Below are 21177 nucleotides of genomic sequence, written 5' to 3'. Positions count from 1 at the left end.
ATGTCTAGGGAAAGAGCCATGCTTCGCAACTCCCGCACTGAACGTCTTGTCGCGCTGGTGCTGGTCGCTCCCTTCCTGGCGATCTACCTGCTGGCGTTCGTCTATCCGACGGTCCAGATGTTTCGCATCTCCTTCACCGATGCGCCGCTGATCGGCGCGGGCCAGTGGGTTGGTCTCGACAACTACCTGCGGCTCGACAACGACCCCATGTTCCGGCGCGCGGTCTGGAACACCGCTTACTTCGTGCTGATGACGGTCGTCCCCGGGACATTCATCGCCCTGCTGATCGCGCTTGGCGTGTCACGTCTCAAGGGCCGGTTCCAGTCGATCGTGCTGGCGCTGTTCTTCCTGCCCTATATCCTGCCGGTGTCCGTGGTCTATCTGATCTGGGACTGGACGCTGAATTTCCAGTTCGGGATCGCGATGCATGTGCTGGATTGGCTCGGGATCCCGCGCGTGCCGGTCTTCAAGTCGCGCGTCTGGTTCCTGCCGGCGGTGGCCGGGGTGACGATCTGGTGGACCGCGGGCTTCTCGATCCTGCTCTTCCTCGCCGGGCTGCGGTCCATACCAGCGGAGATCTACGAAGCCGCCGCGCTCGATAACTCGACGCGATGGACGACGTTCCGGCGCATCACCTGGCCGCTGCTGTGGCCGATCACCTCGCTGGTATTCACCATCCAGCTCATCCTGCAGCTCAAGATCTTCGACCAGGTCTATCTGTTTTCGATCGGCGGCCGGCCGAACGACAATATGGTGCTCGTCTACTACGTCTTCCAGAAGGCCTTCCAGCAGAACCAGGGGGGCAGGGCGGCGGCTGTCGCCGTCACCCTCTTCGTGCTTGTGGTCGTCGTCTCGGTCCTGCAATTCCAACTGCTCAGGTTCGCCGAAAGACGGCGCCGATGAACGCCGTGGCCGCGCAACGCTGGAACTTCTGGGGCGGGATCATCACGGCACTGACGCTCGTCTGGGCCATCCTGTGGGCGTTCCCGCTCTATTGGGGGGTGATCTCGTCGCTCAAACCGGACGACGAGGTCGTGCGGCCTTACATCGAACTCTGGCCCGAGACGCCGACGCTGGAGAACTACGTCAGCGCCCTGACCACCACACAGATCGGCGCGTGGTACGTCAATTCGGTGGCGGTCGCGGTCGGCGTAACGGTCATCACCATCTTCATCTCGATGCTGTGCGGCTACGCGATCTCGCAATTGCGGTTCCCGGGGCGGATCGCGCTATGGTGGCTGATCCTTGCCTCATTCATGGTGCCGACTTCGGCGCTGATCATCAATCATTTCGTGCTGGTCGCCAACCTTGGCCTGCTCAACAGCTGGGCCGGAATCATGTTGCCGCAGCTTATCCACCCCGTCATCATCATCGTGTACAAGCAGTTCTTCGATCAGGTCCCGAAGGACTTCCGCGAGGCCGCGGTCATGGACAATGCGTCTGAATTCGGGATCCTCTTCAAGATCTACATGCCAATGAACTGGGGGGTGACGACGGCGCTGTCGATCGTCTGCTTCATCTGGACATGGAATGCGTTCTTGTGGCCCTTCCTCTCGGTGACCCGCACCGAGATGATGACGATCACCGTCGGCATCACGCAGGTCAACGACGCCTTCGGCGTCTACTACGCGCGCCAGCTGTCGGCAGCCGTACTGGCCGGCCTGCCGGTGGCACTGGCCTACCTCTTCTTCCAGCGCCGGGTAACCGAGGCGATAACGCTCTCGGCAGGTATCAAGGGCTAAAACGCGTCGGGTAGAATCAAGCTCGGTGGGTTCAGGCCCCGTCAGCGGACGCGTGCCAGGCCGATCCGTCCGCGGCGAAGAGATGCAGGGCCGTGGTGTCGAACTTCAGCCGAACGGCGTCGCCCGGTTTGACGCTCGAAAGCCCGCGATCCTGTGCAGTCACCTGCGTCCCATCCGCGAGCCGCGCGTAGACAAGCGTTCGCTCGCCAAGGCGCTCGACAACCGTGGCCGTCGCGGATGTTTCATTGCCCTCGGCGACGACCGTCAGCGATTCCGGCCGCACGCCGAGTTCGTGCCAATCCCTGTTGACCGGCGCGCCGGGAAGTTCGACCAGCGATCCGTCAGTCAAGCGCGCATTGAGCCTGTCGCCCGAGCCAGAAACCGTGACAGGCAGAATGTTCATCGCCGGAGATCCGACGAAGGTCGCGACGAATCGCGACGCCGGACGTGCATAGACATCGACGGGTCTTCCCATCTGTTCTATCCGGCAATTGTTGAGGATTACAATGCGGTCGGCGAGCGTCATCGCCTCCACCTGGTCGTGGGTGACGTAGATCATCGTCGACTTCAAACGCTGATGCAGTTCGGCAAGCTCGACGCGCGTACGGGCTCGAAGTGCCGCGTCCAGATTGGAGAGTGGCTCGTCGAACAGGAATGCCTTGGGCTCCTTGACGATCGCACGCCCGATGGCCACGCGCTGGCGCTGCCCGCCGGAGAGCTGCGACGGCCGCCGTTGGAGCAGCGCTTCGATCTCCAGGATGCGCGCAGCCTCGGCGATCCGTTGGCGTATGACATCCGGCGCGACCCGAATGTTCTTCAGCCCAAAGGCCATGTTCTCCGCGACGGTCATATGCGGGTAAAGCGCATAGTTCTGAAAGACCATCGCGACGTTGCGCCTGCCCGGCGCGAGGTTCTCCGAGCGCACCCCGTCGATCGTCAGCGTGCCCTGGTCGATGCTTTCGAGGCCGGCGATCATGCGCAGCAGCGTCGTCTTGCCCGAACCGGACGGACCGAGAAACACGACCAGCTCTCCTGGCTCGATGTCCAGGCTCACGTCGCGGATCACTTCGACTGCGCCAAAGTGCTTTGATACGCCCGAAAGCGCGATTCCCGTCATGCTTGCGATCCCTTCTTTCCTACATAATTTCGGATAAATACCCGATGTCAAGGAACTATGGGCCGCGAACCGGTCAGCCGGCCCAAACGCCGCATTGACCTGGCCGGGCATCGGCAGTCTCCTGGGGGCACCCTTGGTGTTCAACGACTGGTCGAGGAAACGAAAGATGCATCGGCGAGGTTTTCTGGCGGCAGGTCTTGCGACGGTTCTTGTGGGCGGGCGCGCCGTTGCGCAGATGCAGATGGACGACATGCCGGGCATGGATATGGGCGGTCACGCGGGCCACGACATGGGCGCCGCGCCGCAAGGCACGGTCGTTCTGCCCGAGGGCGAGGTGTTGCGCGAATTGCCCCTGCTGGCGAACGAAGCCACCGGGCCGGGCCGGTTCAAGGCGACGCTGACGGCCGGGTCCGCCACGGCGCGTTTTGCGGAGGGACTGGACACGCCGATCCTCGCCTACAACGGCACCAGCCCCGGGCCGCTGATCGAGGCAGTCGAGGGCGACCGCGTCGAGATCACCTTCGCCAACAGGATCGACAACGAGGCAAGCACCATCCACTGGCACGGCATGCCGGTGCCGGCCGATCAGGACGGCAACCCCATGGACCCGGTCGCCGCCGGCACCGATCGCACCTACAGTTTCGATCTGCCGGAAGGCAGCGCCGGCTCCTATTGGTATCACCCGCATCCGCACGGCAAGACCGCCGAACAGGTCTATCGCGGCCTGGCTGGCGTGTTCGTGGTCAAGCCGAAGGCCGATCCGATCCCGGCCGCCTATGGCGATACAGTACTGGTGTTCACCGACCTGCGCCTCGCGGCCGATGGCACCTTGCCCGACAACACGATGACGGACCTGATGAACGGGCGCGTCGGCGACCATGTGCTGGTCAACGGCCAGAAGAATCCCACACTGACGGTGCCCTTTGGCGCGAAGCGGCGCTTCCGGCTCTACAATGCGACCAACGCGCGCTTCTTGCGGCTCTCCTTCGACGGTGCGGCGATGACGATCATCGGAACGGATGGCGGCCTGCTGGAGGCCCCGGTGGCTGCCGGCGACATCCTGCTCAGCCCGGCGGAACGGCTTGAACTGGTCGTGTCTTTCGACAAGCCCGGCGCGGCCTCGCTTGCCACGCTGGACTATGACCGCGGCTGGATGGGTCCCGGCCGACCAGCCGATGCCGGGCTGACGCTGCTGACGGTCAATGTCTCGCAGACCGAGGCGGACCCTGTTCCGCCACTGCCCGACCGGCTGCGGCCGATCGCGCAACTCGGCGCTCCGGCCGTCAGCCGCCGCTTTGTCTTCACCGAAACCATGGCCATGAACGCCAGCGGCATGGAAATGGGGTTCCTGATCAACGGTGCCGCCTTCGACATGAAGCGCATCGACGTCGTCGCCAAGGCTGGTCAGGTCGAACTCTGGGAGATCGTCAACGAGGCGGACATGGATCATCCATTCCATGTGCATGGGACGCAGTTCCAGGTGATCGAGCACGAACGCGGCGGCAACATATCAAAGCCGGCCTATCGCGCCTGGAAGGACACCGTCAATGTCGCGCGCGGAGAGACGGTAAGGCTGCTGCTGCGGCAGGACCGGCCGGGGCCGAGGATGTATCACTGCCACATCCTCGAGCATGAGCAGCTCGGCATGATGGGCGTCGTCGACGTGCAGGCATAGTCCGGCGTGGCGGGGCTCTATGGCGCACTGTTCCTCAGCGCTTTCCTCGCCGCAACCGTCGTGCCGGTTTCGTCGGAGGCGGTGCTCGCCGGCCTGATCGTCTCGGGTCGCGGTGACCCTTGGCTGCTCCTTGTGGTGGCGACGATCGGCAACACGCTCGGCTCCGTGGTGAACTGGGTTCTGGGGCGTGGCATTGACGGGCTGCGCAACAGGCGCTGGTTTCCCGTCACGGGGGATCGCTATGAGCAGGCATGCCGAACGTTCCGGCGCTTTGGCGAATGGACACTGTTGTTTGCCTGGCTGCCGGTCGTGGGAGATGCTCTCACCCTTGCCGCGGGCGCTGCACGCGTGAATCTCGGCGTGTTCGTCGCTCTTGTCGCAACCGGCAAGGCTGCACGCTATGCGGTGATCGTCGCGGCAGGGTTGTGGGCGACGGCGTGAGCCATCGTCCACAACGTCGACCAAAGCAGCATTTTCAGTCGCGCGAGGCCGTTTTCGGCCGGCCGAAGACCATGCTTCGCATGACGCCGTCGCGCAGCAGCATCAAATGTCCCATGGCAGCCAGGACGTGAATGCCGACAAGTCCAAGCATGATCCAGGCCAGCTTCTGATGCACGAACGCAAAACCCCTTGCCGACAGCACGCCAACGGATGGCGCCAGCGGCACGGGCAAGGTTCCAAAAAGCCGCGCGGGGGGCATGAAAGGCATTGGCCGGTAGCCCAGCCATCCCGTTACCAAGACGGCGATGATCGTGACGTAGAGAAATATGTGGAAGAAAGTCGTCGCAAACCGCAGGAATCGTGAAGTTGGCCTGGCAGGAGCCTGGGTTAAGGCGCGCCAGAAGAGCCTTAGGACGATAATGGCCAGGATCGTAACGCCGATCGACATGTGAAGCGGCAGCCAGTTCATCATCGTCATGCCCGGCCCCCGCATCGGCCCGAAGGCAATGGCGATTTGCGCCGCGAGCGCCGCCACGGTCAGCCAATGCAGCAGACGAATGCCGAAATGCCAATGCAAGCGAGGTTTCCCGCTCATCTTCGCGGCCCGATGTCTATCATGGGTGCGCATGAGGGCGTGATGTCTTCGTTCTCTCCAACGGGTCTGGTTTCGGTAAGAGGTACGGTACTTTTTCGCCAAGCACTTGAAAATGCATGGTGATCCCGACAGGAATCGAACCTGTGACCTACAGATTAGGAATCTGCCGCTCTATCCTACTGAGCTACGGGACCACGCGGCCCGACACATAGCCGCTTCGGACCGTTTCGCCAAGAGGCCGGCCGTTTGCAATCGGCCGGCCTCTTGTGCGATGCTCATCAGGCGGCCAGCGCGGTTTCCGCCAGCTTCACCCAGTAGCTCATGCCGTGCGGGATGGCCTCGTCGTTGAAATCGTAGGCCGGGTTGTGAAGGCCGGCGGTGTCGCCATTGCCGATGAAGATGAAGGCGCCGGGGCGGGCTTCCAGCATGTAGGAGAAATCCTCGCCGCCCATCACCGGCTGGATGCCGCGGTGGACCTGGGCGTCGCCGGCGACATTGGCCGCGATATCGCTGGCAAATACCGTCTCTTCGGCATGGTTGAAGGTCACGGGGTAATTTGCCTGGTAGTCGACCTCGATCTTGGCGCCGAAAGCGGTCGCCAGGCCGTCGCAGATGGTGCGGATGCGTTCTTCGGATTTCTTGGCGATCTCCTTGCGCAAGGTGCGCACGGTGCCGGCGATCTCGGCCGATTCCGGGATGATGTTGTAGGCATCGCCGGCATGGAACTTGGTCACCGACACCACCACGGCCTCGACCGGATCGGTGCTGCGCGAGGCGATCGTCTGCAGCGCGCCGACCAACTGGCTGGTGATGACGATCGGGTCGATCGTGCCGTGCGGCATCGCGGCATGGCCGCCCCGGCCTTTCACGGTGATGGTGAATTCGGCCGTCGCCGCCATGATCGGGCCCGGACGTATGGCGAACTGGCCGACGGGCAGGCCCGGCATGTTGTGCATGCCGAACACTTTGGAGATGTCGAAGCGCTCCATCATGCCGTCCTTGACCATCTCGTTGCCGCCGCCGCCGCCTTCCTCCGCCGGCTGGAAGATCACCGCCACGGAGCCGGCAAAGTTGCGTGTCTCGGCGAGGTATTTCGCGGCACCCAAAAGCATCGCGGTGTGGCCGTCATGGCCACAGGCGTGCATCTTGCCGGGAACGGTCGACGCGTAGGGCTTGCCTGATATCTCGTTGAGCGGCAGCGCATCCATGTCGGCGCGCAGGCCGATGGTGGTGCCTTCGCCCTTGCGGCCGCGGATGATGCCGACGACGCCGGTCTTGCCGAGGCCAGTGACCACATCGTCGCAACCGAACTCCTTCAGCTTCTCGGTGACGAAAGCCGCCGTCTTGAAGACATCGAAGTTCAGCTCGGGCGTCTGGTGCAGGTGCCGGCGCCAGCCGGCAACTTCGTCCTGCATTTCAGCGGCGCGGTTCAGGATTGGCATGATGGTTCCATTCGTTGTTGGAGCAGCCGGCTTCAGCCTGGTGTTTTGCAATTGTGCCCGGGGTTTTGCAATTGTGCCCGGGTTTTTGGAATTGTGATTGTCAGGCACTTTGCCATGTTGGCGTCACATAGGGTAAATAGCACCGCACCGATGCGGTCCGTTTTGAGGGTCGGACCTATTCTGCTGGCGGTCGCGTAACGAAATCTTACGGAGCCAGGGGCAATCAGGGCAAGAGGCGATTTCGGATTAGATCATGCGGCACAGGCATTTCCTCAAACTATTCCCGGCTGGCGCAATCATGTTGTCGGTCCTGGCTGGGTCTGCGCTGGCCAATCCGGTGGTTGTCTTCGACCTGAAGAACGGCCAGATCCTGCAACACCAGGATGCCTTCAAGCGCTGGTATCCTGCGTCGCTGAGCAAGCTGATGACCGCCTATGTGACTTTCCGGGCGATCGCGGCCGGCGAGGTTCAGCTCGATTCGCCGATCAAGGTGACCAAGCACTCCGCCGGCGAGCCGCCAAGCAAGATGGGCTTCAAGCCGGGCTCGGTCATGCGGCTCGACAATGCGCTGAAGATGATGCTGGTCAAATCGGCCAATGACATCGCCATGGCGGTCGGCGAGAATGTCGGCGGCTCGCAGGCCGCCTTCGCCGAAAGGATGAATGCCGAGGCGGCACGGCTCGGCATGAACGGCACGCATTTCGTCAATCCGAACGGCCTCTACTCGCCCGACCAGTACACGACGGCGCGCGACCTTTCGGTCCTGGTGATGGCGATCCGCCGCGAGTTCCCGCAATATGCGCCGTGGTTCTCGATCGAAGGCCTCGCGGTCGGCAAGAAGGCCATTGCGAACTACAATCTCCTGATCGGCCGCTATCCCGGCGCCGATGGCATGAAGACGGGCTTCGTCTGCCCTTCCGGCTTCAACATGATCGGTTCGGCGACGCGCAACGGCCGCACGCTGGTCGCGGTCGTGCTTGGCGAGAAGTCGGCGGTCAGCCGTGCCGAGACAGCGGCAAAGCTGCTCGACCAGGGCTTTGACACGCCCACCGCCGGTTCGGCCACCGTCGCGACGCTGGCGCCCTATGGCGACACGGTCTCGCCCAACGACATGCATGACGAGGTCTGCAAGAAGAAGACGACGGAAGAGCAGTCCGAGGCGCCGCCTGCGGCCGCCGCCAAGGATGCGCCGAAGTCGCCCTATCAGGAAAAGCTCGACCATGTGCCGACGCTGGTTGCCGTCGGCCTCGGCGGCGCCACAGGCCCGGCGCCCAAGGCGATGCTCGACCAGGGCGGCCAGGAATACGCCGACGTGCCGATCCCGAGCTGGCGGCCCGATCGGCCGGCGCCGACCGGCGCCGGTCCGGCCGTTGCCGGTTCCGCGGCGCAAGGCGACCAGCCGGTCAAGGTCGCGAACTAACCCGATGAATGGGTTCCCGATCCCTGTCTCGGTGCTGACCGGCTTCCTCGGCGCCGGCAAGACGACGCTGCTCAACCGGCTGCTGAAAGACCCGGCGCTGGCCGACACGGCGGTCATCATCAACGAATATGGCGAGGTGGCGATCGACCATCTGCTGGTCGAGCAGGCTTCCGACGGCATCATCCAGCTTTCCGACGGCTGCCTGTGCTGCACCGTGCGCGGCGAGTTGGTCGATACGCTGGCCGATCTGGTCGACCGGCTGCAGACCGGCCGTATCGCCCGTCTTGCCCGCGTCATCGTCGAGACCACGGGGCTGGCCGACCCGGCGCCGGTGCTGCAGTCGATCATGGCGCATCCGGCGCTCGTCCAGGCTTTCCGGCTCGACGGCGTCATCACCCTGGTCGACGCGGTCAACGGCAGTGCCACGCTCGACGCCCATGTGGAGGCGGTCAAGCAGGTCGCCGTCGCCGATCGCATCGTGCTGAGCAAGACCGACCTGGTGACCGATGCCGGCGATCTCGAAACGCTGCGGGCGCGCCTGCGGCAGATCAATCCGGGCGCTGAACTGCTCGATGCCGGCAATTCAACGACCGGCGTGGCGGCGCTGTTTGATTGCGGCCTCTACAATCCCGCCACCAAATCCGCCGACGTGCGCCGCTGGCTCGGCGAGGAAGCGGCGCATGACCATCATCATGACGGTCATGACCACGGGCATGGCCACGATCATGATCATGATCATGGCCATCGCCACGATTCCCGTGTGCGCTCCTATTCGCTGGTCCATGACGGTCCAGTGCCGTTTTCGGCGATAGAAATGTTCCTCGACCTTCTGCGTTCGACGCATGGCGAGAAGCTGCTGCGCATGAAGGGCGTGATCGAACTCGGCGAAGATCCGTCACGGCCGCTGGTCATTCACGGCGTGCAGAAGATCCTGCATCCGCCGGCAAGGCTGCCCGCCTGGCCGGACGGCCAGCGCGGCACGCGGCTGGTGCTGATCACGCTCGACATGCCGGAAGACTATGTGCGCCGGCTGTTCGCCGCCTTCACCAACCGGCCGTCGATCGACACACCCGACCGCGCGGCGCTGGAGAACAATCCGCTGGCGATCGCCGGAAGATAGTGTCTCGCGTCGAAATTCAGACGGTCTCGCCGCGCTCGACCAGGAATCGATGGCCGCCTGACATAGCCGCCGTTTCAATCAGCTGGTGGCCGGCGTCCGCGCAAAAGGCGGGAATATCGATGACGGCGAGCGGGTCGGTGGTTTCGAGCCAGAGCCGGCTGCCCGGCTTCATTCCGGCCAGGCGTTTTTTCGCCTTGAGCACGGGAAGCGGGCAGTTCAGGCCCTTGAGGTCGTAGATAGCGGTATCCGCGGCCAACACCAGGCTCAGCCGCCGAACATGCCGAGCAGCTTGTTCTTCAGCTTTGTCACCCGGCTCTCGTCGGCGCTCGCTGCCTGCGTTTCGGCTTCCGGCGCGGTCCCCGTCGGGGCGGCTATGGTGGCGGTTGAGACTGGGGCTTCCTTGGCGGCCTTGGCTGCTTCCTTTGCCGCCACGGCTTGTGCCTTGGCCGCTTCCTTTTCGGCCAGCGCCTGCGCCTTTGCGGCTTCCTTGGCTTGCTTGGCGGCCTCTATGGCGGCCAGCCTCTGCTCCTCGGCCTTCTGCTTGGCGGCCTTTTCGGCGTCCAGTGCCGCCATCTTGCGGCCGGCGGGCGAATCGATGCGGCCCATGCGCGCCGTCTCGGTCACCGAGCCGTCGGAATTGAGCGAAGGCGGATCGATCGGCACGCGCTCGCCGCGCGCCCGGCGCTTCGACCAGTCGGAGACGATGCTGGCTTCCTTGACGCCGGCGATGGTCGGCTTAGGCGGCGGCACGCTTGCCTTGAGCGCGCTGTTGAAGGCCGCGTCATAGGTGCTCTGATAGGCGTTGTAGGCGCTCTTCAGCGAATCCGGCTGCGTGGTTGCCGGGCATGGTCCGGTCGGATCGAATGTCTGGCCATCGGCGGCGACCTGGTTGAAGACGTAGCGCTTCTCGCAGACATCGACCTTCGGCGGCACCTTGGTGACCTCGAAATTGTCGTAGCCGACCTTCAGCATCTTCCAGAACTCGTAGTTCGGGTCGTTGCGATAGCGCGCCATGTTGGCGGCGGTCATGCGGAACGGAAAGGCCTGGACCTGGAACTCGGTCTGTCCGCCCTGGAAGGCGTCGCGGCCGAAGGCATAGATCTGCTCGATCTGCGCGTCGGTCATCGAATAGCAGCCCGAGGACGAACAGGCGCCATGCACCATCAGGTTCTGGCCGGTGCGGCCATTGGCGCGGTCATAGGCGTTGGGAAAGCCGATGTTGAAGGACAGATGGTAGTTGGAGCGCGGATTCATCTGCGACGGGCGGACCGTGTAGAACCCCTCAGGCGCCTGGCGGTCGCCCTCGGTATATTTGGGACCGAGCTTGCCCGACCATTTGCAGATGTCGTAGCTCGCCACCATGTCGTAGCGGCCGTTGGTCTTGGCCTTCCAGATCTCGAGCTTGCCTTCTTCCTTGAAGATGCGCGCCATCACCGAGGAGGTGCGCACCATGCCCTTGGCCTTCATGTCGGCCAGGATCTTGTCCGGCAGCGGCTTGTTGGCTTCCGGGGCAAAGTCCTTCATCGACGAATCATTGCAGCCGGCGACGGCTATCGAGGCGACGAGGACTCCGGTGCGGGCGAGCTTGGTAAACATGGATACGGCTATGTCTTTTCCCTCGGGCCAATGGCTTCGAAACTGCCGAGCCCGTATGCTGAACACCGACGGACCGTAAGCCCGTTAACCTTGAAAATTCCTTACCGCAAGCTCGACCAACCCCTCACGGCAATTTCATTGACGCGAATCCGGCGGCATTTTTGTGGCGAAATTGCTCATTGCCGCCACATTGCCGTCGGTGCGACGCTTTCGATGGCCTTGTCCGCCGTCAGAGGGCCGTCAGAGGCTGCGGCCCATCGCCAGGTATTTCTCGCGGCGCTGTTCGCGGAAGTCGGTGTTGGCGCCGGCGAATTCCTTCATCGTCTTGGCAATGAGGTCGCCGGTCGCGGCAATCACAGTTTCAGGCGCGCGCTGGGCGCCGCCCATCGGCTCGGGGATGATGGCGTCGATGATCTTCAGTTCCAGAAGATCCTGCGCGGTGATCTTCATGTTGGTCGCCGCATCCTTGGAGCGCGTGGTGTCGCGCCACAGGATCGAGGCCGCACCCTCAGGCGAAATCACCGAATAGATGGCGTGTTCGAGCATGTAGACGCGGTTGGCGGTGGCGATCGCGATGGCGCCGCCCGAACCGCCTTCGCCGATGACCACGGAGATCGACGGCACTTTCAGCGCAAGGCAGGCCGAGGTCGAGCGCGCAATGGCTTCGGCCTGGCCGCGCTCCTCGGCGCCGACGCCGGGATAGGCACCCGCTGTGTCGACCAGGGTCAACAGCGGGATCTTGAAGCGGTCGGCCAGTTCCATCAGCCGCACCGCCTTGCGGTAGCCTTCCGGGCGCACCGAACCGAAATTGTGCCTCAGGCGGCTGGTCGTGTCCGAGCCCTTCTCCTGGCCGATGATGGCGACAGGCTCGCCGCGGAAGCGGGCAAAGCCGCCGACGATCGCCTGGTCCTCGCCGAAATTGCGGTCGCCGGCGAGCGGCGTGAAGTCGCTGAACAGGCCCTTGATGTAGTCGACGCAGTGCGGCCTGTCGGAATGGCGGGCCACCTGCACCTTCTGCCAGGGCGTCAGCGCCTTGTAGAGATCGCGCAGCGCGTCGCGCGAGCGCTTCTCGAGCCTGGTGATCTCATCGGCGACATCGACCGCTTCGCCATTCTCGGCAAGCTTCTTTAGCTCGAGGATCTTGAGCTCGAGATCCTGCACCGGCTTTTCGAAATCGAGGTAATTGTACATGCTTGAGCGGACCGATACGTCGGAAGGCAAGGACTGCGGAACCCTTGAAACCAAGGCTCCCGGCGGTGAAATGTCGTCCTCACATAGCGATATGAGGCCTAGTCGGCAAGCGGATGATGATCGTTGACCAGCCGCACCAGCCGCTCCTCCAGCACATGGGTGTAAATCTGTGTCGTCGATATGTCGGCATGGCCGAGCAACTGCTGCACCGCCCTGAGATCGGCGCCGTTCTGCAAGAGATGGCTGGCGAAAGCATGGCGCAGCACATGCGGCGAGATCTTCGCTGAGGCGATGCCGGCCCGCGCCGCCAGCCCTTTCAGGTCGCGGGCAAAGACCTGGCGCGAGAGATAGCCGCTGTCGGACGCTGCCGGAAACAGGAACGGGCTTTCGGCGAAGGCGGGCACCCCGGATCGGGCGGCGAGCCAGGCGCGCATCGCCACCCGCGCCTTGGCCGACAGCGGCACCATGCGCTCCTTGTCGCCCTTGCCGCGCACCATGAAGAAACGATCGTCGCGCTGCGCAACCGTCACCGGCAGGCCGACCAGCTCGGAAACGCGCAGCCCCGTGGCGTAGAGCACCTCGACCAGCGCATGCAGGCGCAGCGCGGCCAGCCTGTCGCTGTAGCCGAGCCCGGCGTCGCCGGCTTCCTGCGCGGCGCGGTCGATCAACCGGCCGGTCTCGGCCTCGCTCATCGTCTTGGGCAGCGGCCGGCCCTTTTTCGGGCTGTCCAGCGTACCGGTCGGGTCATCGGTACGCAGGCCCTCGGCGTAGAGGAATTTGAAGAACTGGCGGATCGCCGAGAGTTTTCGCGCCTGCGAGGTCGGCGCGAAGCCGCGCGCTGCGATGTCGTCGAGATAGGCGCGGATATCGGCGGCACCAGCACCGGCAAGCCCGCCATCGATCCCGCTCGAAGCGTCTTCGAGGTCGCGGCGGTAGGAGGACAGCGTGTTTTCAGCAGCGCCGCGCTCGGCGCTCATCATTTCCAGGAAGGCCTCGATGCGGGCGGCGCTGTTCATCCTCAGGGATCAGTTTTCTTTCGGGTCAGTTTTTCTTGGGGTTCAGCTTTTCGGGCGGGATGCGCACGCTCATCTCGGCTTTTTTGGGCTCGACGAACATGACCAGTGCGAACATCGTACCATAGGCAATGCCGGCCAGAATCGCGAGGATCACGACAAAGCGAAACAGTGTCGGCATCAATTTTCGCCCGTCTTCTTGTTCTGCGTTTCCAAACCCTGTGCCCTTATGGGACGCCAATCCGGCCAATTCAAGGAAGAAGCGGAGGCCTGTCAGCAACTTCTGATGCAGGCATCCTCCGCCCGATATAGGCTTGCCTCTATCGGGCACGCTTGACGCAAACCGGCTTTTCATGTCGATACGCCGGCAAAGAGGGTCCAAGAAACAGCTGATGAACGCGCACCAGGCAAATCCTCCGGGCGAGACCTACGCCGCGCTGCTTGGCCGGCTGGAAAACCGGTCCATCGTCTTTGTCGGCCTGATGGGCGCCGGCAAGACGGCGATCGGCCGCAAGGTGGCGACGATGCTTTCGCTGCCTTTCATCGACAGCGACCAGGAGATCGAAAGCGTCTCGCGCATGACCGTGCCGGAACTGTTCGAACGCTATGGCGAGACCGAGTTCAGGGCCCTGGAACAGCGCGTCATCCTGCGCGTGCTTGAAAATGGCCCGCAGGTGCTTTCGACCGGCGGCGGCGCCTTCATGAACGCGCAGACGCGCGAGGCTATCGCCGCGCATGGCGTCTCGGTGTGGCTGAAGGCCGAACTCGACCTTCTGATGGACCGGGTTTCGAAGAAGCAGAACCGGCCGCTGTTGAAAAGTGCCGATCCCCGCGCCGTGCTGGAGCGGCTGATGGGCGAGCGCTATCCGGTCTACGCGACATCAGATGTCACCGTGCCGACCCGCGACGACCGCAAGGAGGTCATCGCCGCCGAGGTGCTGGACGCGCTGTGCCGGCATTTCGGCATCGATGAAATTGCAGCGACGGGCGAGATCGAATCGTGAGCGTGGACAAGCCAGTCACCGTCGAAGTGGGCCTTGGCGACCGGGCCTACGACATATTGATCGGCTCCGGCCTTTTGTCGCGCGCGGGCGAGGAGATTTCACGCCGCCTGCCGGGTACGCGCGCCGCTGTCGTCACCGACGAGAATGTCGCCGCCGCGCATCTCGATACGCTGAAGGCAGGGCTCGAGAAGGGCGGCATCCAACCCACCGTCATCACGATGCCGCCCGGCGAGAAGACCAAGAGCTTTGCCCATCTCGAAGAGGTGGTCGATGGGATTCTGGCCGCTAGGCTGGAGCGTGGCGACGTTGTCGTCGCGCTGGGCGGTGGCGTCATCGGCGATCTCACCGGTTTTGCCGCCGGCATCGTGCGGCGCGGCATGAATTTCGTGCAGATCCCGACCTCGCTGCTGGCGCAGGTCGATTCCTCTGTGGGTGGGAAGACGGGCATCAACAGCCCGCGCGGCAAGAACCTTGTCGGTGTCTTTCTGCAGCCGAAACTGGTGCTGGCCGACACGGAAGTGCTCGACACGCTGCCGATCCGCGAATTCCGCGCCGGCTATGCTGAACTCGCCAAGTACGGGCTGATCGACCGGCCGGAGCTTTTCGCATGGCTTGAGGCGAACTGGCAAAAGGTGTTCGCCGGCGGGCCGGAGCGAGCGCAGGCGATTGCCGAGGCCTGTCGCGCCAAGGCCGATGTCGTCGCGCGCGACGAGTTCGAGACCGGCGACCGGGCATTGCTCAATCTCGGCCACACATTCGGCCATGCGCTTGAAGCCGCCACGCAGTATGACGGCGCCCGGCTCGTCCATGGCGAGGGGGTCGCCATCGGCATGGCGCTTGCGCACCGCTTCTCCTCGCGGCTCAATCTGGCGAGCCCCGACGACGCGGCGCGCGTCGAGACGCATCTGCGCGCCGTCGGCCTGCCGTGGCGGATGTCCGATATTCCGGGTGAATTGCCCGATGCCGAGGCGCTGCTTTCCTTCATTACCCAGGACAAGAAGGTGTCGCGCGGCGCGCTGACCTTCATCCTGACGCGGGGCATCGGCCAGGCTTTCATCGCCAAGGACGTTCCGGCTTCGGAAGTGCTGTCGTTTCTGAGGGAAAACCACCCAGCCAGCCGGAAAGCCGGCTGAAATGGACAATGGCTGGATCGTCGTCGCCGTCCTTGCCATCCTCATCCTGCTGCTCGTTGCCGTGCGCACGCGCCTTCTCGCCATGTTCGGCTACGAGCTGTCGCGCATCGAGCCGCAACGTTCGAGTGAGGCCGAGTTGCGCGGCGCGGTCGACGATTTCCGCCGCGACGGCCAGGTGGTGCGCGAGGATCGCGACCGTATCGGCGGCCTGTTCGATCTCGAGGAGCTCGAAGTCTCCGACATCATGGTCCACCGCACCAACATGCGCTCGGTCAATGCCGACAATGCGCCGGAAGCAGTGGTGCGCGAGATCCTGCAGAGCCCGCACACCCGCATGCCGCTGTGGAAGGGCTCGCTCGACAACATTGTCGGCGTGCTGCATGCCAAGGATCTGCTGCGCGCGCTGAACGAAGTCGGCAATGATTTTTCCAAGATCGACGTGATGAAGATCGCCTCGAAACCCTGGTTCGTGCCCGACACCACGACCTTGCAGGAACAGCTCAACGCCTTCCTGCGCCGCAAGGCGCATTTCGCCGTCGTCGTCGACGAGTATGGCGAGGTCGAAGGGCTGGTGACGCTGGAGGACATCATCGAGGAGATCGTCGGCGAGATCGCCGACGAGCACGATGTCGATATCCAGGGCGTCAAGCAGGAGGCCGACGGCTCCGTCGTCGTCGACGGCAATGTCCCGATCCGCGACCTGAACCGGGCGCTCGACTGGAACCTGCCGGACGAGGAGGCGACCACGATTGCCGGCCTCGTCATCCACGAGGCGCAGTCGATCCCCGAGGAAAAGCAGGCTTTTACCTTCCACGGCAAGCGCTTCATCGTCATGAAGCGCGACAAGAACCGCATTGCCAGGCTGAGGATCAGGCCCGTCGCGTAGCGCCACTTTCGGCCACGTTACCGATCCTTCACTGGAACTTCGCGACGCCCCGATGCATTTTGCGCCGGGCAGTCAGGAGAAGATGATGATCGATCGGCGAACCCTGCTTCTGGCTTCGATGGCGGCTTTTGTGCCGGCCGCGACGTTCGCGCGCCAGTCGTCGCCATCTCCCAAAACTCTCGACTACGGCCCGGCCAAGCTCGACATCTATGCGCCCGATGGGGCGAGTGGGCTGCCTGTGGTCTTCTTCGTCCATGGCGGGGCCTGGGAGTTCGGCAAGCGCAGCCAGGTGGGCGCCAAGCCGGCCTTCCTGCTCGCCAACGGATTCTGCTTCGTCTCCATCGACTACCGCATGCTGCCTGAGGCCGATGTCGCCACCCAGGCCAATGACGTGGAAAAGGCCTATGCCTATGTCAGCGCTAACATCGCCAAGCATGGTGGCGACCCCAAGCGCATTGTCGGCATGGGCCATTCCGCGGGCTGCCATCTGATCGCATTGACCGGCATGCGCGGCGGGCTGCCCGGCGTCGCCGGGCTGCTTCTGGACGACACCAGGGCCTATGATCTTACGGCGCTGGAGAAGAATGGCGGCATGGTGCGGGCCTATGCGCGGGTCTTTTCCGACCCTTCGCAATGGGCGGCACTGTCGCCCGCCAGCTATGTCGATGGCCGCAAGCACCCGCCGACCTTCATCGCGTATTCGGGAGCATCTGGCCGTGGCGAGGAGTCGAAAGCCTTCGCCGAGCGCCTGCGTGCCACTGGCACCGAGGTCACGCTGTTCGACGGCAGCGCCTATACGCATATGTCGATCAACCGCGATTTCGGCAGGGATGGCGACGCGCTGACCGCTGCCGCCCTGGCCTTCCTGAAATCGACGGTCGGCTGATCGACTTCGGCTCGCCCTGTACCTGTAACTGGATCATGCCAAAGGTGGTCGCGGGATATTGCCGGGCGGACGTCCATAGGTGCAATTGCTCCTGATGATTGGGAGAAAAATTGCATGAATGGCGCCGATGTCCTGTGCGACGTGCTGCTGGCCAATGATGTGACGGTCTGCTTCGCCAACCCCGGTACTTCCGAAATGCATTTCGTCGCCGCGCTCGACCGCAAGCCCGGGATGCGCTGCGTGCTCGGCCTGTTCGAGGGCGTGGTGACAGGTGCGGCCGACGGCTATGCGCGCATGACCGACCGCCCGGCCGCGACTTTGCTGCACACCGGCCCTGGCCTGGCCAATGGGCTGGCCAACATGCACAATGCCCGGCGTGCGTTCAGCCCGATGATCAACATTGTCGGCGACCACGCCTCCTACCATCTGCCGCTCGACGCGCCGCTCACCAGCGACATCGAAGGCCTGGCGGCGCCGATGTCCAACTGGGTGCGCCGCATCGCGGGGCCAGAAGATGTCCAGCCGGCCACGGAGGCGGCCGTCCGCGCCTCGCTGACGCCGCCGGGCGTCACGACGCTGGTCCTGCCGGCGGATGCGGCGTGGGGCGATGCTGGCCCGGCCTCGCCGGGCAAGATCGTCCTTCCGCCGCCGCCTGCGGTCGACATGGACGCCGTGCGCGCGACCGCCGCGGCGATCCGTGCGGCTCCGGGCCGTGTCGGCATGATCGTTCGTGGCCGGGCGGCGCGCGCCGATGCGCTTAAGATCGCCGGCCAGATTTCGACGGCCTGCGATGTCCGCCTGTTAGGCGAGGTCCTGATCGCGCGGATGCAACGCGGGCGTGGGCGCGTCGCGCCGACACGTATTCCCTACCCGATCGACGCGGCGACAGCGCTGCTCGGGGATATCGATGTTCTTGTGCTGGTCGGCGGCAAGGAGCCGGTCGCCTTCTTCGCCTATCCGGGAAAGCCGGGACGGCTTGTGCGCGACGACTGCCAGGTGCTGACGCTCGCTGCTCATGGCGATGATCTGCATGCGGCGCTGGAAGCGCTTCGCGACGAACTTGGCGTCAAGCCGTCGCAACAGGCCGACTTCGCAACCGCTTTTCCCGACGAGGCTGCGCCGGGCGGCGGGCTGACGGAGGATGCCATCGCACTGTCGGTGGCGCGCAAGCTGCCGGACAATGCGATCGTCTGCGACGAAGCGGTCACTTCGGCACGACGTTTCTTCGCGCTGTCGGCCTTTGCCGCGCCGCACGACTACATGATGGGCACCGGCGGATCGATCGGCGGCGGCATCCCGATGGCGACAGGAGCGGCGATCGCCTGTCCCGACCGCAAGGTGATCAATCTGGAGGCCGATGGCAGCGGCATGTACACGGTGCAGGGCCTGTGGACGCAGGCGCGGGAAAATCTCGACGTGGTGACGATCGTGTTTTCCAACCGCACCTACGCGATCCTGCATGGCGAGATGAAGAATGTTGGCGTCAACGCGATCGGCGAGAACGCCAGGCGCATGCTTGACCTCGACCATCCCGCACTGGACTGGGTTTCGCTGGCCAAGGGCATGGGTGTCGAGGCGGCTCGCGCCGACACATGCGAGCGGTTCGACGCGCTGCTGGACAGTGCCCTGTCTCGGCGGGGTCCGTTCCTTATCGAAGCTGTGATCTGACCGCGCCGGAGAGGCAGCCCGGTGGGGCAGCGCGGACTGATCTACCAGCGGGTCTTTTCGCCGGGCGCCGACGGTTCGATCGCCAGTGCGTGAACGCCCGCCTTCAGTTCGTCGGCCAGCAGTTCGTTGACGGCGCGGTGGCGGTCGATGCGGCTCATGCCGGCAAAGGCGGACGAGACGACGCGGACACGAAAATGCGTCTCGCCGGTGCCGTCATAGGCGCCATGATGGTCCGAACCGTGGTGATGGTGGCCGGCGTGGAGATGGCTTTCGTTGATGATGGCCAGCCGCTCCGGCGAAAATGCCTTGTTGAGCTTGTCTTCCATGGTCGCCTGTATGGACATTGCCGTCTCCGTTCACCACATATGGCTGGCGCGCCAGCCCCGGGGGCCGCTCTTGCGCAACTAAATCCGCCATTCGCCTGCTTTATGCCGCGATTCAGCGGTTAGGGCGATGATCGCGAAAATGTCAATTCTTGTTTCGCATTTGCGAACGCCCCATAAATGGGTGAGATGAAGCCGTATCCCAAATATTTCGAGAAGATTCGCATCCGCCCGGAGAAGGATGCGGAGCTGAAGTCGCACTCGCCGATCTGCCAGTGGGACGGCTGCAAGGAGCCGGGCACCCATCGTGCGCCGGTCGGGCGCATGAAGGAGGGCGAGTATTTCCGCTTCTGCTTCGACCATGTGCGCGAGTACAACAAGGGCTTCAACTACTTCTCCGGCGTGCCGGACACCGAGGTCGCGCGCTTTCAGAAGGAAGCCATGACCGGCCATCGGCCGACCTGGAAGATGGGCGTCAACGGCGCCTCGACACGTTCGTCGCCCGATATGGCGCAGATGCGCTCCGGCCGCGCCGGCTATTACAATCGGATGCGCGACCCGTTCGACCTGTTCAAGGGGCCGAAGGATCCGCGCGAGGCGCGCGAGCGCAAGGCCAAGCCGCTTGAGGCCAAGGCGCTGGAAACGCTTGGCCTTGATACAAAGGCGACTGGCAAGGATATCAAGGCGCGCTATAAGGAACTGGTGAAACGTCATCATCCGGATGCGAATGGTGGCGACAGAGGTTCGGAAGACCGGTTCCGCGATGTGCTGCAGGCCTATCGCGTGCTCAAACAGGCGGGCCTGTGCTGAGCGACCCTACGGTTTGTGTCGCTTTCCAACTTTCATAAGGTTGGAAAAGGCACTAAGACCGCCCCCGAACAAAATCGATTGCCGGCGAAACGGGACGTTTCGCCCGTGGAGACGTTGAGAGATATGAACAAGGTCGATCGCGACATCGCCAACCTGCCCGACACGACGGTGTCGGTGAAGGATAAATTCGGCTTCGACTCCAAGATGGTGGTGCCGGCCTATTCGGTGACATCGGAACATGTGCCCGACGTCGATCCGGACTATCTGTTCGACAAGGCAACGACGCTGGCGATCCTGGCCGGCTTTGCCTACAACCGCCGCGTCATGGTGTCGGGCTATCACGGCACCGGCAAGTCGACGCATATCGAACAGGTCGCCGCCCGCCTCAACTGGCCCTGCGTGCGCGTCAACCTCGACAGCCATGTCAGCCGTATCGATCTTGTCGGCAAGGATGCGATCGTCGTCAAGGACGGCTTGCAGATCACCGAATTCCGCGACGGCATCCTGCCCTGGGCCTACCAGCACAATGTCGCGCTCTGCTTCGACGAATATGATGCCGGCCGTCCGGACGTGATGTTCGTCATCCAGCGCGTGCTGGAATCCTCGGGCCGGCTGACGCTGCTCGACCAGAGCCGGGTCATCCGCCCGCATCCGGCCTTCCGGCTGTTCTCGACCGCCAACACGGTCGGGCTCGGCGACACGACTGGCCTCTATCACGGCACGCAGCAGATCAACCAGGCGCAGATGGATCGCTGGTCGATCGTCACCACGCTGAACTATCTGCCGCACGACAATGAAGTGAACATCGTGCTGGCCAAGGCCAAGCACTATCGCGACAACAAGGGCAAGGACATCGTCAACAAGATGGTGCGCGTCGCCGACATGACGCGTTCCGCGTTCATCAACGGCGACCTGTCGACCGTGATGAGCCCGCGTACCGTCATCACCTGGGCCGAGAACGCCGAGATCTTCGGCAATATCGGCATGGCGTTCCGGCTGACCTTCCTCAACAAGTGCGACGAGCTGGAGCGTTCGGTGGTGGCCGAATTCTACCAGCGCGCCTTTGGCGAGGATCTGCCCGAGAGCGCCGCCAACGTGGTGCTGGGTTAAGCAGA

The 21177-nt window shown here is 63.8% G+C and carries 22 protein-coding genes and 1 tRNA gene; 13 read left to right on the top strand and 10 right to left on the bottom strand.

Annotated elements, in window-relative coordinates:
- Positions 1-18 precede the first annotated feature (18 nt).
- Positions 19-903: a carbohydrate ABC transporter permease gene (locus QQK95_RS28550; RefSeq protein WP_284277782.1), complete on the top strand. Its 885-nt coding sequence runs from the start codon at positions 19-21 to the stop codon at positions 901-903.
- Positions 900-1742 (top strand): carbohydrate ABC transporter permease, encoded by an 843-nt coding sequence (locus tag QQK95_RS28545; RefSeq protein ID WP_127276611.1) that lies wholly within the window; start codon positions 900-902, stop codon positions 1740-1742. The genes QQK95_RS28550 and QQK95_RS28545 overlap by 4 nt, the downstream gene beginning before the upstream one ends.
- A gap of 31 nt (positions 1743-1773) precedes the next feature.
- Here QQK95_RS28545 and QQK95_RS28540 read toward each other — a convergent pair whose 3' ends face one another.
- On the bottom strand, positions 1774-2859 hold the full coding sequence (locus QQK95_RS28540) for an ABC transporter ATP-binding protein (protein ID WP_284277778.1): 1086 nt from the start codon (positions 2857-2859) through the stop codon (positions 1774-1776).
- A 166-nt stretch (positions 2860-3025) separates the two neighbouring features.
- Here QQK95_RS28540 and QQK95_RS28535 point away from each other — a divergent pair, with 166 nt between their 5' ends.
- Positions 3026-4534: a multicopper oxidase family protein gene (locus QQK95_RS28535; protein ID WP_284277777.1), complete on the top strand. Its 1509-nt coding sequence runs from the start codon at positions 3026-3028 to the stop codon at positions 4532-4534.
- A gap of 6 nt (positions 4535-4540) precedes the next feature.
- Positions 4541-4975: a YqaA family protein gene (locus QQK95_RS28530; protein ID WP_284277776.1), complete on the top strand. Its 435-nt coding sequence runs from the start codon at positions 4541-4543 to the stop codon at positions 4973-4975.
- Positions 4976-5009: 34 nt separating this feature from the next.
- Here the strand turns inward: QQK95_RS28530 and QQK95_RS28525 are convergent, their stop codons facing one another.
- From QQK95_RS28525 to QQK95_RS28515, 3 genes are all read right to left on the bottom strand, one after another.
- Positions 5010-5570, bottom strand: coding sequence for a cytochrome b (locus QQK95_RS28525; protein WP_284277792.1), 561 nt, complete (start codon positions 5568-5570; stop codon positions 5010-5012).
- A gap of 117 nt (positions 5571-5687) precedes the next feature.
- A tRNA-Arg gene (locus tag QQK95_RS28520) sits at positions 5688-5764 on the bottom strand.
- Between the two features lie 84 nt (positions 5765-5848).
- Entirely contained in the window at positions 5849-7012 is a 1164-nt protein-coding gene (locus tag QQK95_RS28515) for a M20 aminoacylase family protein (RefSeq protein WP_284277775.1), read from the bottom strand.
- Positions 7013-7265: 253 nt separating this feature from the next.
- Between QQK95_RS28515 and QQK95_RS28510 the strand changes: the two genes are divergently transcribed.
- Complete coding sequence (locus QQK95_RS28510) at positions 7266-8432, top strand: D-alanyl-D-alanine carboxypeptidase family protein (protein WP_284277774.1); 1167 nt, start codon at positions 7266-7268, stop codon at positions 8430-8432.
- 4 nt (positions 8433-8436) lie between these two features.
- Positions 8437-9552 (top strand): CobW family GTP-binding protein, encoded by a 1116-nt coding sequence (locus QQK95_RS28505; protein WP_284277773.1) that lies wholly within the window; start codon positions 8437-8439, stop codon positions 9550-9552.
- Positions 9553-9568: 16 nt separating this feature from the next.
- Here the strand turns inward: QQK95_RS28505 and QQK95_RS28500 are convergent, their stop codons facing one another.
- The 5 genes from QQK95_RS28500 to QQK95_RS28480 form a co-directional block, all read right to left on the bottom strand.
- The gene (locus QQK95_RS28500) at positions 9569-9808 is read right to left on the bottom strand and encodes a sulfurtransferase TusA family protein (RefSeq protein ID WP_284277772.1); all 240 of its coding nucleotides are present in this window, start codon (positions 9806-9808) and stop codon (positions 9569-9571) included.
- An 8-nt stretch (positions 9809-9816) separates the two neighbouring features.
- Positions 9817-11148, bottom strand: coding sequence for a L,D-transpeptidase family protein (locus QQK95_RS28495; protein ID WP_284277771.1), 1332 nt, complete (start codon positions 11146-11148; stop codon positions 9817-9819).
- A 240-nt stretch (positions 11149-11388) separates the two neighbouring features.
- On the bottom strand, positions 11389-12339 hold the full coding sequence (locus QQK95_RS28490) for an acetyl-CoA carboxylase carboxyltransferase subunit alpha (RefSeq protein ID WP_019861465.1): 951 nt from the start codon (positions 12337-12339) through the stop codon (positions 11389-11391).
- Positions 12340-12437: 98 nt separating this feature from the next.
- A complete protein-coding gene (locus QQK95_RS28485) occupies positions 12438-13355 on the bottom strand; it encodes a site-specific tyrosine recombinase XerD (protein WP_284277770.1) in 918 nt (305 codons plus the stop codon).
- A 25-nt stretch (positions 13356-13380) separates the two neighbouring features.
- On the bottom strand, positions 13381-13533 hold the full coding sequence (locus QQK95_RS28480) for a hypothetical protein (RefSeq protein WP_019861463.1): 153 nt from the start codon (positions 13531-13533) through the stop codon (positions 13381-13383).
- Between the two features lie 211 nt (positions 13534-13744).
- Between QQK95_RS28480 and QQK95_RS28475 the strand changes: the two genes are divergently transcribed.
- From QQK95_RS28475 to QQK95_RS28455, 5 genes are all read left to right on the top strand, one after another.
- Positions 13745-14356, top strand: coding sequence for a shikimate kinase (locus QQK95_RS28475; protein WP_284277769.1), 612 nt, complete (start codon positions 13745-13747; stop codon positions 14354-14356).
- Positions 14353-15489 (top strand): 3-dehydroquinate synthase, encoded by a 1137-nt coding sequence (gene aroB / locus QQK95_RS28470; protein WP_284277768.1) that lies wholly within the window; start codon positions 14353-14355, stop codon positions 15487-15489. Before QQK95_RS28475 ends, aroB begins: the two co-directional genes overlap by 4 nt.
- A gap of 1 nt (position 15490) precedes the next feature.
- Positions 15491-16375, top strand: coding sequence for an HlyC/CorC family transporter (locus QQK95_RS28465; protein ID WP_284277767.1), 885 nt, complete (start codon positions 15491-15493; stop codon positions 16373-16375).
- Between the two features lie 85 nt (positions 16376-16460).
- Positions 16461-17261 carry an alpha/beta hydrolase gene (locus QQK95_RS28460; RefSeq protein WP_284277766.1) on the top strand — a complete coding sequence of 267 codons (801 nt, stop codon included), beginning with the start codon at positions 16461-16463 and terminating at the stop codon, positions 17259-17261.
- A gap of 114 nt (positions 17262-17375) precedes the next feature.
- Positions 17376-18929 carry an acetolactate synthase large subunit gene (locus tag QQK95_RS28455; protein WP_284277765.1) on the top strand — a complete coding sequence of 518 codons (1554 nt, stop codon included), beginning with the start codon at positions 17376-17378 and terminating at the stop codon, positions 18927-18929.
- Positions 18930-18970: 41 nt separating this feature from the next.
- On the opposite strand, the gene QQK95_RS28450 is transcribed toward QQK95_RS28455, so the two are convergent.
- On the bottom strand, positions 18971-19273 hold the full coding sequence (locus QQK95_RS28450) for a BolA family protein (protein ID WP_284277764.1): 303 nt from the start codon (positions 19271-19273) through the stop codon (positions 18971-18973).
- 159 nt (positions 19274-19432) lie between these two features.
- On the opposite strand from QQK95_RS28450, the gene QQK95_RS28445 reads away from it, so the two are divergent.
- Positions 19433-20062: a J domain-containing protein gene (locus tag QQK95_RS28445; RefSeq protein WP_019861454.1), complete on the top strand. Its 630-nt coding sequence runs from the start codon at positions 19433-19435 to the stop codon at positions 20060-20062.
- Positions 20063-20185: 123 nt separating this feature from the next.
- On the top strand, positions 20186-21172 hold the full coding sequence (gene cobS / locus QQK95_RS28440; protein ID WP_027047444.1) for a cobaltochelatase subunit CobS: 987 nt from the start codon (positions 20186-20188) through the stop codon (positions 21170-21172).
- Positions 21173-21177: the final 5 nt, after the last annotated feature.

Origin of the sequence: Mesorhizobium huakuii, from assembly GCF_030160235.1 — a bacterium.
GTDB classification, from domain to species: domain Bacteria; phylum Pseudomonadota; class Alphaproteobacteria; order Rhizobiales; family Rhizobiaceae; genus Mesorhizobium; species Mesorhizobium huakuii.
This window is presented reverse-complemented; position numbering and strand designations above follow the sequence as displayed.

What these genes read in the sequence shown, in the direction of transcription:
- QQK95_RS28450 (WP_284277764.1), bottom strand. Translation starts at nt 19,273, where the DNA reads ATGTCCATACAGGCGACCATGGAAGACAAGCTCAACAAGGCATTTTCG.
- QQK95_RS28545 (WP_127276611.1), top strand. Translation starts at nt 900, where the DNA reads ATGAACGCCGTGGCCGCGCAACGCTGGAACTTCTGGGGCGGGATCATC.
- cobS (WP_027047444.1), top strand. Translation starts at nt 20,186, where the DNA reads ATGAACAAGGTCGATCGCGACATCGCCAACCTGCCCGACACGACGGTG.
- QQK95_RS28485 (WP_284277770.1), bottom strand. Translation starts at nt 13,355, where the DNA reads ATGAACAGCGCCGCCCGCATCGAGGCCTTCCTGGAAATGATGAGCGCC.
- QQK95_RS28465 (WP_284277767.1), top strand. Translation starts at nt 15,491, where the DNA reads ATGGACAATGGCTGGATCGTCGTCGCCGTCCTTGCCATCCTCATCCTG.
- QQK95_RS28510 (WP_284277774.1), top strand. Translation starts at nt 7,266, where the DNA reads ATGCGGCACAGGCATTTCCTCAAACTATTCCCGGCTGGCGCAATCATG.
- QQK95_RS28490 (WP_019861465.1), bottom strand. Translation starts at nt 12,339, where the DNA reads ATGTACAATTACCTCGATTTCGAAAAGCCGGTGCAGGATCTCGAGCTC.
- QQK95_RS28550 (WP_284277782.1), top strand. Translation starts at nt 19, where the DNA reads ATGCTTCGCAACTCCCGCACTGAACGTCTTGTCGCGCTGGTGCTGGTC.
- QQK95_RS28535 (WP_284277777.1), top strand. Translation starts at nt 3,026, where the DNA reads ATGCATCGGCGAGGTTTTCTGGCGGCAGGTCTTGCGACGGTTCTTGTG.
- QQK95_RS28455 (WP_284277765.1), top strand. Translation starts at nt 17,376, where the DNA reads ATGAATGGCGCCGATGTCCTGTGCGACGTGCTGCTGGCCAATGATGTG.
- QQK95_RS28445 (WP_019861454.1), top strand. Translation starts at nt 19,433, where the DNA reads ATGGGTGAGATGAAGCCGTATCCCAAATATTTCGAGAAGATTCGCATC.
- QQK95_RS28505 (WP_284277773.1), top strand. Translation starts at nt 8,437, where the DNA reads ATGAATGGGTTCCCGATCCCTGTCTCGGTGCTGACCGGCTTCCTCGGC.
- QQK95_RS28475 (WP_284277769.1), top strand. Translation starts at nt 13,745, where the DNA reads ATGAACGCGCACCAGGCAAATCCTCCGGGCGAGACCTACGCCGCGCTG.
- QQK95_RS28540 (WP_284277778.1), bottom strand. Translation starts at nt 2,859, where the DNA reads ATGACGGGAATCGCGCTTTCGGGCGTATCAAAGCACTTTGGCGCAGTC.
- QQK95_RS28515 (WP_284277775.1), bottom strand. Translation starts at nt 7,012, where the DNA reads ATGCCAATCCTGAACCGCGCCGCTGAAATGCAGGACGAAGTTGCCGGC.
- QQK95_RS28525 (WP_284277792.1), bottom strand. Translation starts at nt 5,570, where the DNA reads ATGAGCGGGAAACCTCGCTTGCATTGGCATTTCGGCATTCGTCTGCTG.
- QQK95_RS28460 (WP_284277766.1), top strand. Translation starts at nt 16,461, where the DNA reads ATGATCGATCGGCGAACCCTGCTTCTGGCTTCGATGGCGGCTTTTGTG.
- QQK95_RS28495 (WP_284277771.1), bottom strand. Translation starts at nt 11,148, where the DNA reads ATGTTTACCAAGCTCGCCCGCACCGGAGTCCTCGTCGCCTCGATAGCC.
- QQK95_RS28480 (WP_019861463.1), bottom strand. Translation starts at nt 13,533, where the DNA reads ATGCCGACACTGTTTCGCTTTGTCGTGATCCTCGCGATTCTGGCCGGC.